Source organism: Paenibacillus harenae DSM 16969, from assembly GCF_000422465.1.
In the GTDB taxonomy this organism is placed as follows: domain Bacteria; phylum Bacillota; class Bacilli; order Paenibacillales; family Paenibacillaceae; genus Pristimantibacillus; species Pristimantibacillus harenae.
Window position 1 is genome coordinate 1,522,505 of sequence record NZ_KE383842.1, and the last position, 20,833, is coordinate 1,543,337.

Below are 20,833 nucleotides of genomic sequence, written 5' to 3' on the forward strand. Positions count from 1 at the left end.
TCGCCGTATATTAACGTAATCATACGACAAAATATTACTTTTCGCAATGTTCACGCTTACCACGCTCGGAGGGCGCCGCATATATGTATCAAAATCTGTGAGCTATGTAAAGAGCGGGCGGCGGCTAATTTGTTCAAGCCGCTTATTAATATCCGTAATCCAGGCCTCATCATTCAGAGATTGTGCAAGCAAGTATAAATCAAGAAGCTTATTAATCCGTTGTTCGATCAGTTGCTCAACGGCATCCGGATCCGTCTGCTGCTTCTCGGCCTTTGCTTCTACCAGCAGGTCGGCCCATTCATTGCATTCATTGAATAAAAAGGTCTGCTTATCCGGCTTGGCTCCCAACTGCGCGATCAATCCGGTTAAATCGGGCTTCACCTCGGGAAAAACCTCGCTCCGGCTGCAGGAAGGGCAGGAATATATGGGAACATTGTCGATTTCGACCTTCCCCGAATAAATAACTGTTCGTAGTTTCATCTTCATGATGTCACCACAATGACACCGCTTTTGCAAAATGGTCCACTCCTTCTTCTAGCAGGGAATGCTCTTGGCATTGCCTTTTCAGAGTTATAATGTATAAATTATTCGACCTTTTTTGCAAAAACTCCTGCTTAAAATAGTCATGTAATTTTTGCTATCATCGCAAATTATTATGCGATTGGGATGCCGGCAATTATGGCGCAACCGTTCTCCAGAACCTGCGAACCGGCGGAATGGCCGCCGCTGCCGTCCACAGCGCCGCGCCGATCATATCGTTGCGCACATCGGCAGGATCGAGCATCCGGCCTCCGACGAAGGACTGATGAAATTCATCCGTAACGCCGTAGGCTCCGCTTAGAAGAATAATGATAAGCTTCATCAGAAAGCGGTCGGCTTTGCCCCCAATGCCATAATCTATCGTCATCGCCAGCACAAAATAAGAGACCAAATGTCCCCAATTGAAATCTTCCATGAAAGGAAACAGCTTCTGAAAGAACGGGAGCAGCGTATTGATCTCATCTCCAGTTCGTGAAGATAAAAGAAAGATAACCGTCATCCAAATGATTGCAGGCAAAAATCGCAACGATCTGCGAAAGTTTAACATGGGCTGCTTAGGCTTCGTTTGCTTCATCGTGTCTCCTTCGTTACAATGATAGAGAATTTTAATAGATGGAGGGAAGCTCATGTCCTTACAAAACAAAACCGTCATCTGCTTGCTCGATGACGAATTCGAAGATCTGGAGCTATGGTATCCCGTATACCGCGTCCGCGAAGCTGGTGCTGCCGTCCTATACGCCGGACCGGAGAAAGGCAAAAAGCATATCGGAAAATATGGCGTGCCTGCGGTCGCCGATCTGTCCTTCGATGAGGTGAACAGCGATGACATTATCGGCTTGCTCGTTCCCGGGGGCTGGGCGCCGGATAAGCTGCGCCGTTATCCGAAGGTGCTTCAGCTCGTTCAAGAGCTTAACGCCGCGGACAAGCCGATCGGCCAAATCTGTCATGCCGGGTGGGTGCTCATATCCGCTAAAATTTTAGAAGGACGCAAAGTGACTTCGACCCCGGGAATTCGCGACGACATGGAGAATGCCGGCGCAACCTGGTTCGACGAGGCCGTTGTCGTGGACGGAAACCTCATATCCGCCCGCCGGCCGCCTGATCTCCCTCCTTATGCGAAAGCTTTTGTCGATGCATTGGAACAGCGAATGGTTTAACCATTCGCTGTTTTGTTGTCTATATGCTCCATAAACGCAATTAACCGGTCCAAAATTTCCGTACTCGTCCGGCAATCATACAATTGGCGGACAACCTCGCGGCTCTCCGCTTGCGAGGTGCAGAGCAGGCGCTCCTTCACCTGCAGGATCGAATGCGACGACATGCTGAGCTCATCTACGTCGAGGGTAAGCCATAACGGCAGCGCCCTTAGATCGCCAGCAAGCTCGCCGCAGACGCCGACCTTGATGCCGTGCCGCTTGGCAGCCTCAACCGTAAGTCTCAACATCCGCAGCAAGGCAGGATGATACGGTTCGTATAAATGCGATATTTGCTCATTCATACGGTCCACTGCCAAAGTAAACTGCACCAGATCGTTAGTCCCGATACTGAAGAAATCAACCTCCTCAGCGAGCAGATCTGCGATCATTACAGCTGCGGGCACCTCAATCATAACCCCGATTTTCATGCCATTATCGAATGGCAAGCCCTCAAGTTCGAGTTCGCGCTTAGCTTCTTCCAATATTCGATTAGCCGCCCGTACCTCTTCAACGGAAGAAATTAACGGATACATCAGCTTCACTTGGCCGTGATGGCTGGCACGCAGAATTGCCCTAAGCTGCGTCTTGAACAGATCCTGCCGGTCAAGCGAAATTCGAATCGCCCGATACCCGAGAAAAGGATTATCCTCCTCCGGGAGCTCGAAATAATCAAGCTGCTTATCGCCGCCCACATCCAGTGTGCGAATGACAAGCGGTTCTCCCTCCAGCTTCTCCGCTACGCTGCGGTATACTTCATACTGCTCCTCTTCCTTCGGAAACCTGTTGCGATCCATATACAAAAATTCGGTCCGGAACAAGCCGACGCCATGCGCGCCGCTTGACAGCGCTATTTCCAGCTCCTTGAAGGAGCTGATATTGGCGGCGAGAGAGAGCATTTTGCCGTCAGGCGTAACCGGCCGGTAACCGGCGATATCGTGCAGGCGATTCTTCGCCTCGACTTGGCGACGGTGCAATTCGGTATACACGTCGATGACGGGCTGCTCGGGATTGATGAACACCTTTCCGTCACTGCCGTCGATAATTAAGCTTTGACCGGTTTGAATCGGCTCCTCCAGCTTCGCCTCGATCCCTACGATCAGCGGTACGCCAAGCGCCCGGGCCATGATCGCCGAATGGGAAGTCGTGCTGCCGGCAAGCGTAACAATGCCAAGCACGTGCTGCGGATTGATATGGGCGAGCTGGGATGGCGAAAGCTCTTTTGCAATCAATATAAAAGGCTGTGTATCTGACGGAAGCGTGATTTCCGGAGCGCCAAGCAAATGCTTGAGCAGCCTGTTCCCGACATCCTTAATGTCCAGCGCCCGCTCCTTCATGTATTCGTCGTCAAGTAAATCGAACATCGTAACGAAGTGGTCGATCGCTTCCTTCACGGCAACCTCGGCCGCTTTGTACTGCCGTTGGATGATGCCTTGTATTTCATTCATAAAGACAGGATCGTCCAGAATGGCGAGATGCGCGTCGAAAATATGAGTCTCCTCCGAGCCGACAACCTCTCGAAGCTCGTCCTTGATTTGCTCGATTTCCGATTTTGAGGTACGGATGCCCTCGTATACGCGTTCGAATTCCCGGGCAAAATCGGCTACGTCAATTTTTTGCTCCGGAAGCTCCCACTCCCAGTTCGGAAGCACGAAAGCTCTCCCGATCGCAATGCCTGCTGACGCTCCTATACCTTGAATCATTGTGTTTCCCCTCCACCATTTCTCTCTTTCAGGACTACCGACATGACTGAGGACTGACCTTTCTTCACAGCTTTGAACGGTGCGTACCTCCATGAATGCACAAGATCGGAGTTCGTGATGACCATCGGCGTAGCAAGCGATTTGCTCTCCCTCCGCACTCTCTGCAGGTCAAACTTAATAAGAAGCATGCCCGGCGTAACCTCGTCGCCCTCCTTGACCATCGCGTTGAAATACGATTTCCCTTTAAGCTTCGACGTATCGATACCGATATGAAGCAGAACCTCAAGTCCTTCTGGCGTTCGAATGCCGATCGCGTGCATCGTCGGGTAAATATGTATAACATCCCCTTTAACCGGCGACACAAGCTCCCCTCTATCCGGTATGAAAGCGACGCCTTGTCCGACAAGCTTGCCGGCAAAAATCGGGTCGGGCACCTCGTCCAGCGGAATCATTCTGCCCTGCATCGGCGAATGGAACAACACCTGAGCCTGATCGCGGTGAATCGTCTTAAATATTTCTTCGCGGATCAGCTCGGAATACGTTCCGAACACAACCTGCACATGTCCGCCTCCGAGCTTAATGACACCGGCAGCTCCCAGATTGCGAAGCGCGTTCACGTCTAACAGCTTCTCATTAGATACGTTAAGCCGGAGTCTGGTAATACATGACTCCATCCGGATAATATTTTGTTTGCCGCCGATCGCCTGCAAAATAAGCGGCGCCCGGTAAGGAATATCGCCTGCCCACTCGTCCAGCTGCGAGCCTTCCTCACGGCCGGGTGTCGGAATGCGGAACCTTCGGATGGCCCATCGGAACAGAAAATAATAAATAAGCCCCACAACGATACCGATTGGAATAATAAGCCAGCCGCGCGTCGCCAAATGTTCATTGATTACGAAGTCGATCGCACCTGCGGAGAAAGAAAAACCGTGCTTAATGCCCAGCTCATATGTAACCCACATAATAATGCCTGACAGAATCGCATGCACAACATACAAATAAGGAGCTACAAATAAAAAGGCGAATTCCACCGGTTCCGTGACGCCAGTCAGAAATGATGCAAGCGCCGCATAAAGAAAAGTCTTTTGAATTTTAGGCTTTAAATCCTCGCGCGCTTCGTGAATGATTGCAAAGGCGATGGCCGGAAGGGCAAACATCATGGTCGGGTACAAGCCCGCCATAAACGAGCCCGCTGCCGGATCTCCCGCGAAAAATCGAGGCAGATCGCCGTATATCATCTCGCCGGAAGCAGTCTCGTATCCGCCGATCTGGAACCAGAATACATGGCTTACCAAGTGATGCAAACCGAACACGACTAATATCCGATGTACAAATCCATATAAAAATACGCCGAATCCGCCTCCGGAGGCTACGATCTCGCCAAGCTCAACAAGGATATGCTGCAGGTACGGCGCAATATTGATCATCCCGATCGAGAACAATAAGGTGACGAGGCTGACGAACAAAGGAACAAACCGAGGTCCGCCAAAAAATTGTATATATTCGGGTAATCGCAGATTTTTAAACCGCTCGTGACTCACTCCGGCTAATATGCCGATGATGGTTCCGATAAGAACGGTGGGCTCGATAGGAGCCTCGGATGTCCCCGTAATCCCGCTGTAGATAACCATGCCTACGAGGGCTGCCATGCCTGCCGCAAGCGCGTTTCCCGTCAACCCTAGCGAGATGCCGAGCGCAAAAATATAGGGCAGGAAAGTGAAAATCGTTTCGCTGGCAGCGATTAAATAACTCTCCATACCGGGCAACCCGATCATCTGCCATGGCAGTCTGCTTAAGCTCAAAAAAACGGCGGCTCCCGGCAGAACGATCATCGGCAGCATGAAAGCCCTACCCAGCTGCTGCAGGCTTCCCATGAAAAACATGCTGCACCTCCTGTCCAATCATATCTATAACGATGTTAAGCGTTTACCGTATATTTGTCAAAGTAAAACGACGGGCCGCAAGGCCCGCCGCTGTTGATGATTCTATTCTTTGTTGAAGTGACGGTTAACGCATTCCGCCCGTATACGGAGATCCGGATGAACTGTTTGCTTGCCAGCCGACATGAGAAATGACAGGACCGGCATTCTGGTAGGCATTTGTCGCTTCATACACAGGATGCGATGAAGATGTGTAAGATTGAACTGGTGTCATACCGTAACCGCTTTGACCGCTTTGACCGCTTTGACCGAATTGAGCGCTTTGCGCATTGGATTGAGAATAACCGCCAAAGTTAGCAGTCGCTTGTTGGCTATATTGAGCAGATGCCGGTTGACGGTAAGATTGCTGCGCATTAGTGCCAGCTTGATATCCATAATGCGAAATAACCGGGCCGACGTTACCGAATGCCGTAGCAGGAGAAGCAGCATGGCTTTGAACAGGTTGATGAGATTGGAATGAATTGTACGCACCTACCGGTTGATTAAATGACGATTGGCCCATAGAGGAGCTGTATTGTTGATTAGCGCCTTGATAGCCGCCTTGTACATTACCGACAATCGAATTCGTTTGTCTGCCGAAGGTTGGCTGTCTAAGCTGACCTTGGTAGTGGGATTGTACATAGCCTGTAGGCCCTTGATTCTGGAAGCCTTGTTGACCCTGGAAATTAACCGATTGTTGCGACAATTGATTCACGTCGTGTCCTCCTTGGATTCGATAAGAAAGTCTTCAAGATAATCGCTCGTCCTTGAAGCCTTTCTTATTGTGCAGGAGTACCGTCTTTTTTATAACAGTCAGGTTTTGGCTTTTCCGCCGGGCAGGAGAATCGAATCCTCCACCTTAATGCAGCGGTCCATAACGACATTCAGCCCGGCTGCAGAGGCAATTTGAGCTGCTTCTTCGTTCGAAATGCCAAGCTGCAGCCAAAATGTTTTGGCGCCGATGGATGCGGCCTCCTCGGCCACCGGCGGCGTATGCTCGCTCCTGCGGAATACATTTACAATATCGACGGGTACGGGAATATCCTTCAGCGAGGCGTAGCTTTTCTGGCCTAATATCATATCGGCATTGGGATTGACTGGAATAATGGTATACCCCTTCGCTTGCATAGCCTCGGATACCATATAGGATACACGATCCGGTTTATCAGACAAACCAACAACGGCAACCGTCGTGCTGTTAAGCAAAATGTCCTTAATTTGCTCGCGGTCAGGGTTTTCAAAAGCCATCATAACACCTCAATCTTTCGATTATTGTTCTAGCCTTCGATCCACTCGACGTTTGCGCCTAGTGCCTGCAGATGATCAAAATAAATCGGATACGACTTCGCCACATGATGCGCGTCGCGAATTCGAATCGGCTGCTTGGCGCGCAGGCCGACAACCGTCAAAGCCATAATGACGCGATGATCGAAATGCGCGTTAATCTCAACGCCGCCTTCTACACCCTCCGGACGGCCTTGGACGATTATTTCCGCCTGCCGTTCTTCTACGTTTGCCCCTGCTTTGCGGAGCTCATTCAAATAGTCCGTAATCCGGTCGCATTCTTTGTAACGCAGGTTTTCTACATTATAGAAACGGGAGGTGCCTTCTGCGAATACGGCAGCCGCGACCATAGCCAGAACGGCGTCCGTAGCGTGATCTCCGTCGAATTCTACCGCCTTCAGCTTTCCGTTCCCTTGTACATGAACGATGCCGTTCTCGTGGGTCAGCGGTACCTCCATCATCTTCAGCACATCTACGATAGCGCGTTCGCCTTGTTTGCTTTTTTCTTCCAGACGATGAACGATGACATCCGATTGGGTAACGGCAGCGGCGGCAAGAATGGCTGCAGAGCCTGGATAGTCGCCCTGCACGGTATACGTTTTCGCGGAATATCTCTGGCTGCCAGGAACGCGGAAGCGCATGTAATCCTCATCGGCATGAATAACAATTCCGGCTTGCTCCAGCACCTCGAGCGTCTGGCCGATAACGACCTTCGACTTCAAGTCGTGCAGCACTTCGATTTCGCTGTCCTCTTCAAGCAGCGGCGTCAGAAATAACAGCGCGCTCAAAAATTGGGAGCTGATATTGCCCGAAACATGAATTTTCCCGCCCTTAGGCGCACCGCCGCGGATCCTGATTGGAAGCTTGCCGTCATTATGATCGATAGAAACGCCCATGGAGGATAACGAATCGATCAAATCGCTGTGCGGACGCTTGCCAAGCGAATCCGGGTAACGGTTAATAAACGTAACGTCCGGGCATAGCGCTGCGATTGCCATCAGAAATCGTAAAACGGCACCGGCGTTGCCCACGTCAAGCTGATCAACCGGCTTGGGATGCCGTCCAAATCCCGTAATGACGATTTTCTCGTCATCCTCCTCCACAATCGCGCCCAGATCGCGGATACAACGGCGCATCGCGTCGCTGTCTTCACTGTGCGCCGGGTAAAAAATCGTGCTTGTTCCTTCCGCAAGAGCGGCTACCAGCAGGTAACGCGTTGTATAATTTTTGGATGACAGCGCTTGAAGCTCTCCTGCAAGCCTTGGCGTTGGCGTAACTAAAACGTCCATAGTTCGTATGATCTCCTTTTACATTCATTTATACGCTTCATGATTACCTGCTTTCAACGAAAAGCAGACCATTCCAACAAGATGGCGGCGACAACTTCATCCGCGGTCATCCCAGTCGTATCGACGGTCAGGTTCGCGAAATCGTAAGCGTTTTTACGCTGCTCCAGCAGAAGATGCACCCGCTCGGCGGCATTCCCTTGCAATAACGGGCGCGACGTATCGGATTTCACCCTCGCAATGATTTGCTCCGGGTTTGCCTTCAGCGCTACAACGCAAGCATGGTTCAGCATAAGCTCCCGGTTGTATTCGCTTAGAACGGCTCCGCCTCCGGTTGCGATGATGGCCGGAGCCTCGTCCTTCAACAGAGCTTCCAGCACTTTCGTTTCAATGGCTCGGAAGCCGGCTTCTCCGTCAGCAGCGAAAATATCGGATATCGTTCGGCCTTCAAGCCGCTCGATCTCCTCATCGCCGTCGATCCGCTTCCATCCCAGCTGCTCCGACAGCAGCCTGCTGACCGTCGACTTTCCTGTTCCCATAAAGCCGATTAGCACTAATTTGTTGAATCGTTGCCTTCCCATGTAGCCGTTTCACCCTTTTCGCGGTTCCAAACCGTTTTTCAACAACATCATATCACTTTTTTGTCAAACAGGGGTATAAAAAAGTCGCATATGCCGTATGGATGATAATGATGCATATTCAAAGAAAGGAGTGAAACCCGATATGAACAGTGATCTCCATATCTCCTCTCTCGACCTTACTGAAAAGCGAATTCACCGCATTCTCGACCCTGACCATCCCCTATGCAGGGAAGATGTGATTTGGATGCTTGAATTTATTAAAAAAAAGGTGGCTGACGAAGATCCGGCAATCCTGGATCTATCGCAGCCACGCCTAATGCAAAACTTTCATTTTTTTGCCGAAGCGGCCATGTCCCTCATCCATCGCAGACATTATTACGATCAAGAGGCCGACCGGCTACGCGACTGGCTGCGGGAAGCAGCTTACGGATTATACTAGGACCGCCCAAACGAACCGGATCGTTCGATTAAATTAAGATTGCATCCAGTTGAAGTGGTACGTTCCTTCTTTATCGACGCGCTTGAACGTATGCGCACCGAAATAGTCACGCTGCGCTTGCAACAGATTCGCCGGTAGACGCTCTGTACGGTAGCTGTCGAAGTAAGCAAGCGCGCTTGCGAATGCAGGTACCGGTACGCCGTTCGTGACAGCTGCTGCGACAACTTCGCGCCATGCGCCTTGGTACGATTGCACGATATTTTGGAAGTATGAATCAAGCAGCAGGTTGCGCAGGTTAGGATCGCGGTCGTAGGCGTCCTTGATGTTCTGTAGGAAGCGTGCGCGAATAATGCAGCCGCCTCGGAAAATCATCGCGATATCGCCGTAGCGAAGATCCCAGTTATATTCTTCGGAAGCCGCGCGCATTTGAGCGAAGCCTTGTGCGTACGAGCAAATCTTGCTTGCGAACAGCGCTTTGCGCACCGCTTCAATAAATGCCTCTTTGTCGCCTTGGAAAGGAACCTTCGCCGGTCCGCTAAGCACTTTGCTGGCAGCGACGCGTTCTTCCTTCATTGCGGACAAGAAACGGGTAAATACCGATTCCGTAATAATCGAGAGCGGTACGCCAAGATCAAGCGAGCTTTGACTTGTCCATTTACCCGTCCCCTTCTGCCCGGCAGAGTCAAGAATGACGTCAACCATAGGCTTTCCGGTCTCCGTATCGTATTTCGAGAAAATATCTCTTGTAATTTCAATCAGGTAGCTGTCAAGCTCGCCTTTGTTCCACTCGGAGAAAATTTCATGAAGCTCTTCCGTGCTTACGTCAAGGACATTTTTAAGCAGATCATATGCTTCGCAGATCAACTGCATATCTCCGTACTCAATCCCGTTATGTACCATTTTCACATAATGGCCGGCGCCGTCCGGTCCAATATAAGTACAGCAAGCATCGTCTCCGACCTTAGCGGAGATCGCCGTCAGGATCGGTTCAACGAGCTCGTAGGCCGATTTTTGGCCGCCTGGCATGATCGACGGCCCCTTCAAAGCACCCTCTTCGCCGCCGGATACGCCCGTGCCGATGAATCGGAAGCCCTTGGCTTCAAGATCCTTGCTGCGGCGAACCGTATCAGGAAAATAAGCGTTGCCGCCGTCAATAATAATATCGCCTTCGGACAAATGCGGAACAAGAGAGTCGATTGTAGCGTCCGTTCCCGCTCCAGCTTGAACCATGATCAAAATTTTCCGCGGAACTTCGAGCGATTGAACGAACTCTTCGATCGTATAAGCAGGCACGAGATTTTTGCCGGTTGCTTCCTTCATAAGATCATCCGTCTTCTCGCGGGAACGGTTAAATACCGAAACCGTGAAGCCTCTGCTTTCAATATTAAGGGCCAAATTTTTGCCCATAACGGCCAATCCGATAACGCCAATTTGTTGTTTTGACATCTGGTTCTTCCATCCTTTATATTTATTTTTGGTCACAATAGTTTTATTTTACTCTTTTTGCGGCAAGATGAAAACTATTTACATGGAAAATGTCGCCGTCTTGGCATTAGAATTATTGACCGATTCGGAAAGTTATCTTATATATGAATGAAACGCCAGACATAAAAACGACCGAAGGCTGCGGGGACTTCACAGCATTTGGCCGTTTTTACGTTTTCATATAGGAACCGACATTCATCATCAAAGTTCCAACTGCAACATTTCCGAGCGAAGCGCCAGCAGTTTTTCCTTCGCGGCCGCCGCAGCCTGCTCGTCGTTATCACGCAATGCGTCGGACAGGACCGACAGCTCGTAATCCAGCTCGTAACGGAGCACGATCGCGCGTTCCTCCGCCCGCTTCGATTGGAATGCCTTAATCATTTCTTCTATCGTTACGAATGGCTTCTTCTGATAAATAATCCGATGCTCCATACCGGACACCTCCACGAGTCGTATAATCTCACCGAACATAATGCTTTCAATGACGATTTGACGATCTTTAATGCGCTTTACTACCGCATGTCCACGTGTGTCATTAATCAGCTTTTCAATCAACTCTGACAGCTTCTCGTCTTTAATGATATAATCCCCGACAATTTTGTACCGGCTCTTCATGCGCTGGAACTGAAGCTTAACGAGCTTGCGGCCAGTTCGGATCGAAACGAGAAACTGACCTTCCGTCTCACTCCAATACAAGGAGTACCCTTCCTGAATCAGATCTCGGATGAGATTTTGGATTTGCCGACGGTCAAATCGCAGCTCCAAATTGCAATATTCGACTTCATAGCTCTTATTCACGGCAATCCCTCCCTACCTTCAGAATAGTTGACGAAATGTTCTGAAAATTTGTTTCTTATCTTTATCTTATACTCCATCTTATGTTCTGGCAACTTGGATTATTGACTAATTTTACGCTTCCAAGCGACTTTACTTAAAAAAGGGCTCAGCCGTCATCTCAAGCGGACGGCCAGTCCCTTTTTTCGCTTCCATATTCCGGATAAGACTCCGGTAATTTTATTTTTCGCATGCGATAGAAATGGCATTTTCAAGATGGACCGTCACTGCAACCGCTTCATTTCTTCGTTTAAGCTCCACCATGCCCTCGGCCGCATGCTTGCCCACAACGATGCGAAGCGGTATGCCGATGAGATCGGCGTCCTTAAATTTCACGCCCGGGCGTTCTTCGCGGTCGTCCAGCAGCGTTTCAACGCCGGCCTCGCTAAGACGGGCCGCAATATGCACGGCGAGATCCCTTTGGGTTTGATCCTTGGCGGATACGGGAATAACATGAACGCGGTAAGGGGCCATCTCGTCAGGCCATACGATTCCATTACTGTCATAATGCTGTTCCAGAACAGCGGACAGCAGCCGGGAAACGCCGATGCCATAGCAGCCCATAATATACGGGCGTTCTTCGCCCGACGCGTTGAGAAACCCGGCATTCAGCGTTTCACTGTATTTGGTGCCCAGCTTAAAGACGTGACCGACCTCTATGCCGCGATAGAAGGTCAAACGCCCTTGTTCACAGCGGGGACATTTATCGCCTGCCGCCGCATTTCGGAAATCACCGGTTATTGCGTGCGATAGATGAACGGATGGCCGGATGCCCCCGTAATGGTAATCCGTTTCGTTCGCTCCCGCAATTCCGGACTTCATCACCATCAACGCATCATCCGCCAAGAGGGGGACGGACAAGCCGAGTGGTCCGGCAAATCCGACTGGCGCGCCCGTAACCCGCTCGGTCGTCTCATGATCCGCCAGCTCCAGAACATTCGCGGATAACGCGTTTTTGACCTTAATCTCGTTAACTTCATGATCGCCGCGGACCAAAACCGCCGTCGGCTTTCCGTCCGCCATATAAATGAGCGTCTTTATGAATGCTTTCGCCTCGAGCTTCAAATATGGCGCAAGCTCGTCTATCTTCTTCATACCCGGCGTATAGAGCCTCTCGAGCTCTGCAACGCACGGTTGCTGCCCGCTTGCCTCCTTTAGCTCACGGCCGTATTCCGCCTTCTCCAAATTAGCCGCATATCGGCAGCAATCGCAGGCCGCAACCGTATCCTCGCCAATATCGGCCAAAGCCATAAATTCATGCGTTCCACCCTCCCCTCCGATGGAGCCCGCATCGGCTTCAACCGCACGATACCTGAGCCCGCAGCGCGTAAAGATGCGGTTGTACGCCTCATACATTTCCATATAGCTGCGGTGAAGCCCCTCCCAGCTCTCATCAAACGAGTAGGCATCCTTCATCATAAATTCTCTTCCCCGCAGAAGCCCGTAGCGCGGACGTTTCTCGTCGCGGAATTTCGTTTGGATTTGATACAGCGTCAGCGGAAGCTGGCGGTAAGAACTTACCTCGCCGCGAACTAAGGAAGTAATGACCTCCTCATGCGTCGGACCAAGCGCGAACTCCCGGTTATGCCGATCGCGCAAGCGCACCAGTTCCGGTCCGTAAATGTCATAACGCCCGGATTGCCGCCACAGCTCCGCAGGCTGCATGGCCGGCATCAATACCTCTTGCGCGCCGGCACGGTCCATCTCCTCGCGCACGATCTGCTCCAGCTTTCTCAGCACGCGCCTCCCTAGCGGCAAATACGTATAAATGCCTGCAGCCAGCTGCCTGATCAGACCTGCCCGCAGCATCAATTGATGGCTTACGGCTTCCGCTTCCGAAGGCGCTTCACGCAGGGTAGGAAGGAATAGTTGACTTTGTCTCATTTGACTGTCCCCCGATCAATTATTAATAAGTTTCGTTGATAGAAAAACAAAAAAACGCATTCGCAAGGGACGAATGCGTTCGTGGTACCACCCTCATACAGCTGACTGCCTAATACCGCAGAACAGCTCTCAATCGGTAACGGAATAAGATTCCGGCAGCGGCCGCTTCTTCGAATTGCCGCTGCAGCTCGCAAGGTAGGATTATTCAATCGTTCATGGAAGCCTTGCAGCCCGGGGGCTTCCTCTCTGGCATGAACGTTGGCTGAATAGCGTAGCCTTGGTCGGCGCTGTTATGCTCTTAACTTTCTGACAAATTTACAATACAACAAAGCCGCTGTCAAGAAGTATTATCTTGTGCGATTCGGCCGCAGCACCGCAGATCCGAACGCGAGCATCACCGCGGCGAACAGCAGCAGAATGAACAGTTGAAGGCCGATGTCGCCGATGCTTTGTCCTCCTCCTAACCTGTCAATCGCTTGGAGCGCCCATTTCTGCGGCATGAAGTTCGCGAGCTTCTGAATAAAATCCGGCAGAATCGACAACGGGAAGAAGCAGCCGCTGATCATACAGGTCGGCAAGATGGTCAACGTATTGATCTGCTGCATTTGCGCGCTGTTGCGGACTAACCCCGCTACTGCCGATATAAGACCAAGCGCGGCGAGCAGGAAGCATTCCAATACAAGCAGCATGGAACCAAACGGAATGCCGGGCGAATAGCCGAATGCAAAATAGGTTAGGCCAAGCACGATAACAAGCTGAAGAGACCCTATAATCAAGCTGCCGGCATAATTGCCTAGCGCAATGTCAAGCGCTCGAAGAGGCGCAGTGAACATTCTTGCCATCGTCCGCTGCTCGCGGTCCTCCATAATAAAACCGATGGATTGGCTGAGCAGCAGCATAACAAACATCAGAATAAGACCGATCATCATCGGTTCGGAGACCACCCGGCCCAGCTTCATGCTTACATTTGATGCTGTGACCATCGGCGATTCCTGCGCTTTGGCCAGCTCCGCCAGCAGGCCGGGATCAGCCGTTTGACCGCCGCCTGCACTTCGTAAGGCGTCTGCCGCCGCCGTCAGCTTATTCGTCTCCGCCGCAAGCAGCGACGCCAGTGAAGCGTTCCATAGCTGCTCATCCATCCGATATAAGACAGCCCCCGGCTGCCGGCCTTCCGCAATGTTTTGCGAATAATCAGGAGGAATATAGACCGCGGCGTCCGCCTTGCCGTCCTTAACCGCAGACCGAAGCTCCTGCTCCGTCCAACCCGTTTCCAGCTTTACGTCGTATATGCTCTCCTTCTCTATAGGTGTAACCAAATATTCGCCCATTCCGCCGATATCCGCATTATTTACGATGATGACGGTTTTGCCGCCCTGCAAGTTAGCGAACAAACCGATCATGACCGCCAGAATGACCGCAGGAATCAATACATTCATCAGCAATCCGCGGCGCGACCCCATCGTTCTCCTTATGAGGTGGACAGCGATATGAAAGCTAGGCATGCTTCTTCACCACCTTTGGCAACCTCATCATAGCAATCATAAACAAAACCGATGCGATGACGGCTAAGATTCCGATTTCATGCGATACGGCAGAGAAATCCGAGCCGCTCATCAACGCGCGCAGGCTTTCGTTCGCCCAGTGATTGACCGATAGCTTGCCCGTTATTCCAATCCTGTCTTGAATCCCCGCCATCATCCCGCCGCTTACAAAAGTCATCGTAAACACGAGAATCGAGAAAAGGGTTTGCGTGGACTTAGCCGATCCCGCAATTGACGCTACGATAATCGCAAGCCCGACTCCCGACGCAGTCGTCAGCAGACATATTAATGCTATCCATAAAAATTGGCTGCTCCATTGCACGTGATACACGTATTTGGTAAACGTAATAATAACAATGGACTGCAGCGCCGCCAGGAAGACGGCCCCTGTAAGTATACCGGACACTACGGTCCGGAAGGATACGGGCAAGGCATACATCCGCTGAAGCGTGCCATCCTCCTTCTGCTGCAGCAGCGCAAGAGCCGCCGACATGCCGCTGTATAATAGAAACATGATCAAGTAAGCCGCCGCGTAATACTGCATGGCCGAGGTTTCGCCGAACAGCCGGTCCTCCGGATTTCCAAGCGTGCCGATCATCAGCGGCGGCTCGTCCCTTGGGCCGGCGCTTTGGACGGCGGCACCGGAGCCGAGCGCCGCCGTCGCGGCAAGCTGAAGATTGATATTCGCCATATAGCTGTTCACAACCGCATCCGCCGCAATATTTTTTTCGGCATAACGCCCGGAGAAGGTTTGCCATTCCGCTTTCTCCCCCGCCATCACCCGCTTGGAGAAATCGGCGGGCACATACACGCCGTAATCGGCGGTTCCCTCCTGCACAAAATCCTGAACCTCCCGCTCGGAGTCCGCCTTAATCACCTTAATATAGGAGGCGATGGAATCGTCGATCCAGAACTCGTTAACGCTTGCGCTCAGCTCACCTTGATCCCCCACGTAAAGCGCAAGCTTTGCCGGCTTTATTTCCGTATCGAACGCGCTCCCGAGCAGAAGGATCAGCAGTAAGGGCAGCCCGATTAATATAATAAGAACCGACCGCATCCGGCTGTATTTCACCAGCTCATAATAGGCGGTTGTCAACCAAATCCGCATCCTGAACACCTCCTATTCATCCCTCAACGTACGTCCGGTCATTTGCAGAAACAGCGATTCGAGATTCGGTTCGATCCGCGACAGCTTGCGCAGCGTAATCCCGTGCTTTTGCATAATAAACAACAAGTCCTGCAGTATTGACGGCGATTCCTTCACCGTTACTTCAACCGTCCTGCCGTTATCGCTCTCTGCCAGCTCCTTCACGCTTGGATGGGCCTTCATCTCCTGCATCGTCAAGTCGGACCGGCGGTCAATTTCAAAAATAAGCTTTTCTTCCTGACCGGCCTGCCGCTTAAGCTCCTCCTTCGTTCCGCAGGCGATCAGCTTCCCCTGGTCAAGGATGCCCACGCGCGAACAGATCGTCTCGACTTCCTCCATATAATGGCTTGTGTAAATAACGGTGGAGCCCAGTCTGTTCAGCTCTCTTACCGATTCCAAAATATGATTCCGCGACTGCGGATCTATGCCTACCGTCGGCTCATCCATAATAATAAGCTTAGGGCGGTGCATAATGGCGCAAGCGATGTTGAGCCTGCGTTTCATACCGCCGGAGAACGTGGAGGGCTTATCCTTGGCCCGCTCCCGCAGCCCGACGAATTGCAGCGCTTCATCCGCTCTCTCCTGCAGCAGCTTCCCTCTTAAACCGTACAGCTTGGCGAAAAAGGTTACGTTCTCCCGTGCCGTCAAGCTCTCGTAGATCGCAAGCTCCTGCGGAACAAGCCCAATCCTCCGCTTGACCTCAAGCGGCTGCTTGCGGATGGAGTAACCGTCCACCATAATTTCGCCGCCGCTCAAATCAAGCAGCCCCGACAGCATGCTGATCGCCGTACTTTTTCCCGCGCCGTTCGGTCCGAGCAGGCCGAAAATTTCTCCCTCTTCGATCGTAAAGGTAAGATGGTTAACGGTTAAGACCGTATCATATTTTTTGACTACCTCGCGAAATGCAACTAGGCTCATTATGCGATCATTCCCTTCGATTTGCTTCGATAAGTCAATTGTAGCCAATGAAAGGTTAAGCCGCAGGTCTATAAAGTCACCTTCTCCAGGTGACAAAAGTCATTTCTCTAAAAGCGAAGCGCTCGTCGGGTCGTGCGGGCGTGTGCTATAATGAAGCAAATTCAGCTGCGGGAGCACGTTCGACATGAAAAAACTGCTTTACCGGATTCGAATCATGCTTGCGGGCGCGTCTATCGTCATCAGCGTTGCAGACATTGAGGCGGACGACTATGCTTCGTATACCGCCCTTGTCTTGCTGGCTCTGCTCATCATCAGGGCCGGGACGCTGCTTCCCCGGCTAACGAGACTGCTGCTGCTCATCGAATTAATAAGCTTCGCCTGGTTTTCCTATACGTACGGCGGCGTGCTGTTTCTGCTATTATTCTCTACGTTAATCGCCATATTCCAGACCGGACCCGCCCGTCTTACAGGCATTGCCTGGTCGGCCTTCGGGCTTGGCATGCTTATAACGGGCATGCACGGCAGCGGGCATGTCACGCTTGTGGCCGTTATTGTGCTGTGGGCTTCGACTGCGGCTATTTTGTATGCAGCCAATGAATTGAATGACAAGCGCCATCGAATGGAAGATTTATACGAAGCGCTGGCAGCCAGTCATGAGGAGCTTGACGCCGCCAGACGGCGGATGCTGGAATATGCGTCCCAGATCGGACAATATGCCCAGACGGAGGAACGAAACCGGATCGCGAAGGATATTCATGACGATCTCGGCCACCGGCTCATTCGCGTCAAAATGATGTCCGAAGCGGCGCTGCGTTTGTTCGATGCCGATACGGACAGGGCGAGGAGCACGGTTGAACAAATCCGCGACCAGCTTCAGGACAGCATGGAGCGAATGCGCCGGACGGTGCGCAGGCTATCGGATGACGACGAGCGCGACTCCAGAAAATATGCGCTGGACAAGCTCGTACAAGAATCCGCGGACGGATTAGGCATTCAAGTCAGCTTTGAAGTGCGCGGCATCCCTCGATCGCTCTATCCGAGCATGGAGCTCATCCTGTTCAAAAACGCGCAGGAAGCTATTACGAACGCTATCCGTCACGGACATGCCACAATAGTGGAAATCGAGCTCCGGTATGATGAGTCAAGCGTCTCCTTAACGATAGCCAATAATGGTGCGATCCCTGAAGGACCCGTCGAAGCGGGGCTTGGCATGCGGGGGATGAAGGAACGGATCGCGCTGGTCGGAGGGCGCCTGGAATGGCAGTTAACAGACCGGTTCTCGGTAACGACGACTTTGCCTCTTCTAGGAATATAAGCGCCTTATGAGCCGCTGAAGAATGGAGATGCTTGTAATGATGATACGAGTATTAATCGTTGATGATGACCCTTTTATACGGGAGAGCATGCAGGTCATCCTTGATCTGGATAAGGAGCTGTCTGTCGCAGGCGTTTGCGGCAACGGACAGGAAGCTGCCGAGTTTGTGCGCCGGCAGCCTGTCGATGTCGTGCTTATGGATATTCGGATGCCCGTCTGCGACGGCGTTGAAGGCACGAAGCTGCTGCGGGGGCTTGAACAGCCGCCGGCCGTGCTTATTCTGACTACCTTCGATGATGATGAATATGTCGCGCAAGCCATTCGTAACGGCGCAAACGGTTATTTGCTCAAAAATGTCCCGCCCAGCCGGATTATCAACGGCATTAAGACGGTCCATGAGGGCTCCATCCTTATTCATCCAGACATCGCCAGGAAGCTGGCGGGCATGCTGGAATCGCCGCGCGGCGATTCATCCAAATCGCTTGCGTTCGACGTCTTGACGCAAGCCGAATCCCAGATCGTCCGGCTAATTGCGGACGGGAAGTCGAATAAAGAGATTGCGGCTTCCCTCTTCCTTAGCGAAGGAACGATCAAAAATTATATTTCCGAGATTTTACACAAGCTGGAGCTTCGGGACCGCACGCAAATCGCTATTTTTTATTTGAAATCATTACATCAATGATCATACGTAAGGGAGAGAGACAACCGATGACGACACAGACCGTTTCCGCCGGACTGCCCGGTTTTACACAGGCTGACTTCGACGTTTTCCAGCTGCAGGGGCTTGAGGAGAGGATGGAAGCCATTCAGCAACAAATCCAGCCTAAGTTTCGCGCGATCGGCCAGCAGCTCAGCGCTGGCATAGCCGTTCACGCCGGCATAGAGATGCATTTGCATGTGGCCAGGCATGCGCGCCGCAAAGTAAATCCTCCAAAGGATACGTGGCTTGCGATAGGCAGCAATAAAAGAGGGTATAAAGCTCATCCGCATTTCCAGCTCGGATTGTTTGACGACCATTTGTTCATTTGGCTGGCCTTTATTTATGAGGTACCGAACAAAAAGGCGATTGCAGCTTCCTTATTGAAACAGATCGATCAGGTTATCGCCGCTGTACCGCACGATTACGTGCTTTCCATGGATCACATGAAGAAGGATTCCGCTGCCGTCAGCGGAATGACGAGACGAGACTGGAAAGAAGCGCTTGTGCGCTTCCGCGACGTGCAGAAGGCGGAGCTTCTGATCGGCCGGCATGTCCAGGCGGGCGATCCGCTGCTGCAAGACGGAGATGCGCTGCTGCGGTTCGCCTCCTCCACCTGCGAGGCGCTTATGCCGATTTATCGTTTGGCGAACCTGTAACAAAGTCAGAGGCTGTGCCCCGAGGTCACGATCGACCTTAGAGCACAGCCTCTTCTTATTACGCGCTTTCCGAAGTACCCGTCCGACCGCCGTTTTTGTCCAGTTGGCGGAAGCGGAGCAGGAGAAGCAGCGCAGCCAAGCACAAGATGCCGCCGAGCAAATACGGCAGACCCATTTGGATCGTAAAAATAAACGAGCCGAGCAGCGGTCCGGCAATCCGTCCGAGACTGTCCATGGAGGAGCTTAAACCTGAAGCGACCCCTTGTCCGACAGTTGTCTTCTGGGTGATCAGCGAAGTTACGCATGGACGGATGAGCGAATTGCCGATTCCGAACACGGCCAGCGACATAGTTGCCCACCATAAGGAATGAGCGCCTAATAAAAGAAAGAAGCCCAGCGCCGAAATAATGAGCCCCAGCGCAATATACTTTGGCTCCTCCCCCGCCTTGATCCTCCGCCGTACGAAGCCTCCTTGCACAACCGCGCCGACAAAGCCGCAGACAAAAAATAATAGGCCGACCTGCAGCGGGGTTACGCCAAATCGGCGCATCCCGAAAAACTGCAGCGTCGCTTCCATGCCCGCCAGCGTAAACGTAACAAAAAAGGCGAGTATGTATAAGTATTTAAGCGGTCCCGTAAAAGCGGACCAGCGTGAAACCCGTTTCTCTGTCTTCGGTCTCCGCCGCTCCGGCGCAAGCGATTCCTTCAGCTTGGATGCGGCAAGAAAGAATGTAATCAACGCCAGCGCGGAAGCCGTGTAAAATGGCGTTTCCAATGAGATGATGCTGAGCAAACCGCCGAAGCCTGGCCCGATCGTAAACCCGAGACCGATGGACATGCCGACAAGCCCCATCCCTTTCGTCCGGTTCTCCGCCGTCGTAATATCCGCCACATACGCAACGATAACGGAAGCAACCGCGCCGGAGAAGAAACCGCCTAAGATTCTGGATAAATACATAAGCAGCAGATTGCCCGACGACAATCCGAACAACAAGAAGCTTGCCGCGAATCCGAGCACGCCGGCAAGAATGATCGGTCTTCTGCCGATCCGGTCGGACAAACTTCCCCACATCGGCGACAGAATGAAGGAAACGGCGGAATAGACGGCCAGCATCCACCCTGTATGTATTTCTGCGTTCGCCGGATCGGCTTCCTGAATAATTTCCGGCATTACCGGGATGATAATTCCGAATCCTATAAAGGTCGTCATTAAAATGGCCATAACGATTAACATGCGTTTATCTTTCATGCTGCAACCCCTCCACCAATCTATGTTACCATAACCGTTTAACCGCCATGTATGAACAATTAAAGAACAAATTCGGATTCCCGGCTCTGACCGCAAAAAAAATGAAGCTTGCAATCCCACCCGTATTTGCTATACTCAACTTTGTTTGTAATCTCGAAT

Annotated in this window: 20 protein-coding genes; 5 read left to right on the plus strand and 15 right to left on the minus strand. The window is 51.8% G+C overall.

Features of this window, described 5'->3' with window-relative positions; genetic code table 11:
* Positions 1-102: 102 nt before the first annotated feature.
* Both H581_RS0117550 and H581_RS0117555 read right to left on the minus strand, forming a co-directional pair.
* Complete coding sequence (locus tag H581_RS0117550; protein ID WP_028611160.1) at positions 103-516, minus strand: hypothetical protein; 414 nt, start codon at positions 514-516, stop codon at positions 103-105.
* Positions 517-676: 160 nt separating this feature from the next.
* A complete protein-coding gene (locus H581_RS0117555; RefSeq protein ID WP_051250901.1) occupies positions 677-1,114 on the minus strand; it encodes a VanZ family protein in 438 nt (145 codons plus the stop codon).
* Positions 1,115-1,166: 52 nt separating this feature from the next.
* Between H581_RS0117555 and H581_RS0117560 the strand changes: the two genes are divergently transcribed.
* Complete coding sequence (locus H581_RS0117560; protein WP_028611162.1) at positions 1,167-1,697, plus strand: type 1 glutamine amidotransferase domain-containing protein; 531 nt, start codon at positions 1,167-1,169, stop codon at positions 1,695-1,697.
* Here the strand turns inward: H581_RS0117560 and ptsP are convergent.
* From ptsP to H581_RS0117590, 6 genes are all read right to left on the minus strand, one after another.
* A complete protein-coding gene (gene ptsP, locus H581_RS0117565) occupies positions 1,694-3,436 on the minus strand; it encodes a phosphoenolpyruvate--protein phosphotransferase (RefSeq protein ID WP_028611163.1) in 1,743 nt (580 codons plus the stop codon). The two genes, H581_RS0117560 and ptsP, sit on opposite strands and share 4 nt — an antisense overlap.
* Complete coding sequence (locus H581_RS0117570) at positions 3,433-5,319, minus strand: glucose PTS transporter subunit IIA (protein WP_028611164.1); 1,887 nt, start codon at positions 5,317-5,319, stop codon at positions 3,433-3,435. The genes ptsP and H581_RS0117570 overlap by 4 nt, the downstream gene beginning before the upstream one ends.
* A 124-nt stretch (positions 5,320-5,443) precedes the next feature.
* Entirely contained in the window at positions 5,444-6,070 is a 627-nt protein-coding gene (locus H581_RS34370; protein ID WP_036718766.1) for a hypothetical protein, read from the minus strand.
* A 98-nt stretch (positions 6,071-6,168) separates the two neighbouring features.
* Positions 6,169-6,603, minus strand: a complete 435-nt coding sequence (locus H581_RS0117580) for a CoA-binding protein (protein ID WP_028611166.1) — start codon at positions 6,601-6,603, stop codon at positions 6,169-6,171.
* A 29-nt stretch (positions 6,604-6,632) separates the two neighbouring features.
* Positions 6,633-7,928, minus strand: coding sequence for a 3-phosphoshikimate 1-carboxyvinyltransferase (aroA, locus tag H581_RS0117585; protein ID WP_028611167.1), 1,296 nt, complete (start codon positions 7,926-7,928; stop codon positions 6,633-6,635).
* Between the two features lie 53 nt (positions 7,929-7,981).
* Complete coding sequence (locus H581_RS0117590; RefSeq protein WP_028611168.1) at positions 7,982-8,506, minus strand: shikimate kinase; 525 nt, start codon at positions 8,504-8,506, stop codon at positions 7,982-7,984.
* Between the two features lie 142 nt (positions 8,507-8,648).
* Between H581_RS0117590 and H581_RS0117595 the strand changes: the two genes are divergently transcribed.
* Positions 8,649-8,945 carry a hypothetical protein gene (locus tag H581_RS0117595; protein ID WP_051250903.1) on the plus strand — a complete coding sequence of 99 codons (297 nt, stop codon included), beginning with the start codon at positions 8,649-8,651 and terminating at the stop codon, positions 8,943-8,945.
* A gap of 33 nt (positions 8,946-8,978) precedes the next feature.
* On the opposite strand, the gene gndA is transcribed toward H581_RS0117595, so the two are convergent.
* The 6 genes from gndA to H581_RS0117625 form a co-directional block, all read right to left on the minus strand.
* Positions 8,979-10,391 (minus strand): NADP-dependent phosphogluconate dehydrogenase, encoded by a 1,413-nt coding sequence (gene gndA, locus H581_RS0117600; RefSeq protein WP_028611170.1) that lies wholly within the window; start codon positions 10,389-10,391, stop codon positions 8,979-8,981.
* Positions 10,392-10,631: 240 nt separating this feature from the next.
* Positions 10,632-11,228 (minus strand): hypothetical protein, encoded by a 597-nt coding sequence (locus tag H581_RS0117605; protein ID WP_028611171.1) that lies wholly within the window; start codon positions 11,226-11,228, stop codon positions 10,632-10,634.
* Positions 11,229-11,444: 216 nt separating this feature from the next.
* Entirely contained in the window at positions 11,445-13,148 is a 1,704-nt protein-coding gene (locus H581_RS0117610; protein WP_028611172.1) for a proline--tRNA ligase, read from the minus strand.
* Between the two features lie 347 nt (positions 13,149-13,495).
* Positions 13,496-14,650, minus strand: a complete 1,155-nt coding sequence (locus tag H581_RS0117615) for an ABC transporter permease (RefSeq protein ID WP_028611173.1) — start codon at positions 14,648-14,650, stop codon at positions 13,496-13,498.
* Positions 14,643-15,797, minus strand: a complete 1,155-nt coding sequence (locus tag H581_RS0117620; protein WP_028611174.1) for an ABC transporter permease — start codon at positions 15,795-15,797, stop codon at positions 14,643-14,645. Before H581_RS0117620 ends, H581_RS0117615 begins: the two co-directional genes overlap by 8 nt.
* 12 nt (positions 15,798-15,809) lie before the next feature.
* Positions 15,810-16,754, minus strand: coding sequence for an ABC transporter ATP-binding protein (locus H581_RS0117625; RefSeq protein WP_028611175.1), 945 nt, complete (start codon positions 16,752-16,754; stop codon positions 15,810-15,812).
* 184 nt (positions 16,755-16,938) lie between these two features.
* On the opposite strand from H581_RS0117625, the gene H581_RS36525 reads away from it, so the two are divergent.
* From H581_RS36525 to H581_RS0117640, 3 genes are read left to right on the plus strand one after another with little or no spacing between them, the layout of a single operon-like run.
* Complete coding sequence (locus H581_RS36525) at positions 16,939-18,069, plus strand: sensor histidine kinase (protein WP_051250907.1); 1,131 nt, start codon at positions 16,939-16,941, stop codon at positions 18,067-18,069.
* Positions 18,070-18,109: 40 nt separating this feature from the next.
* Complete coding sequence (locus H581_RS0117635; RefSeq protein WP_028611176.1) at positions 18,110-18,751, plus strand: response regulator transcription factor; 642 nt, start codon at positions 18,110-18,112, stop codon at positions 18,749-18,751.
* Between the two features lie 26 nt (positions 18,752-18,777).
* Positions 18,778-19,425, plus strand: coding sequence for a YktB family protein (locus tag H581_RS0117640; protein ID WP_028611177.1), 648 nt, complete (start codon positions 18,778-18,780; stop codon positions 19,423-19,425).
* Positions 19,426-19,483: 58 nt separating this feature from the next.
* Here H581_RS0117640 and H581_RS0117645 read toward each other — a convergent pair whose 3' ends face one another.
* Positions 19,484-20,674 carry a tetracycline resistance MFS efflux pump gene (locus H581_RS0117645; RefSeq protein WP_028611178.1) on the minus strand — a complete coding sequence of 397 codons (1,191 nt, stop codon included), beginning with the start codon at positions 20,672-20,674 and terminating at the stop codon, positions 19,484-19,486.
* Positions 20,675-20,833: the final 159 nt, after the last annotated feature.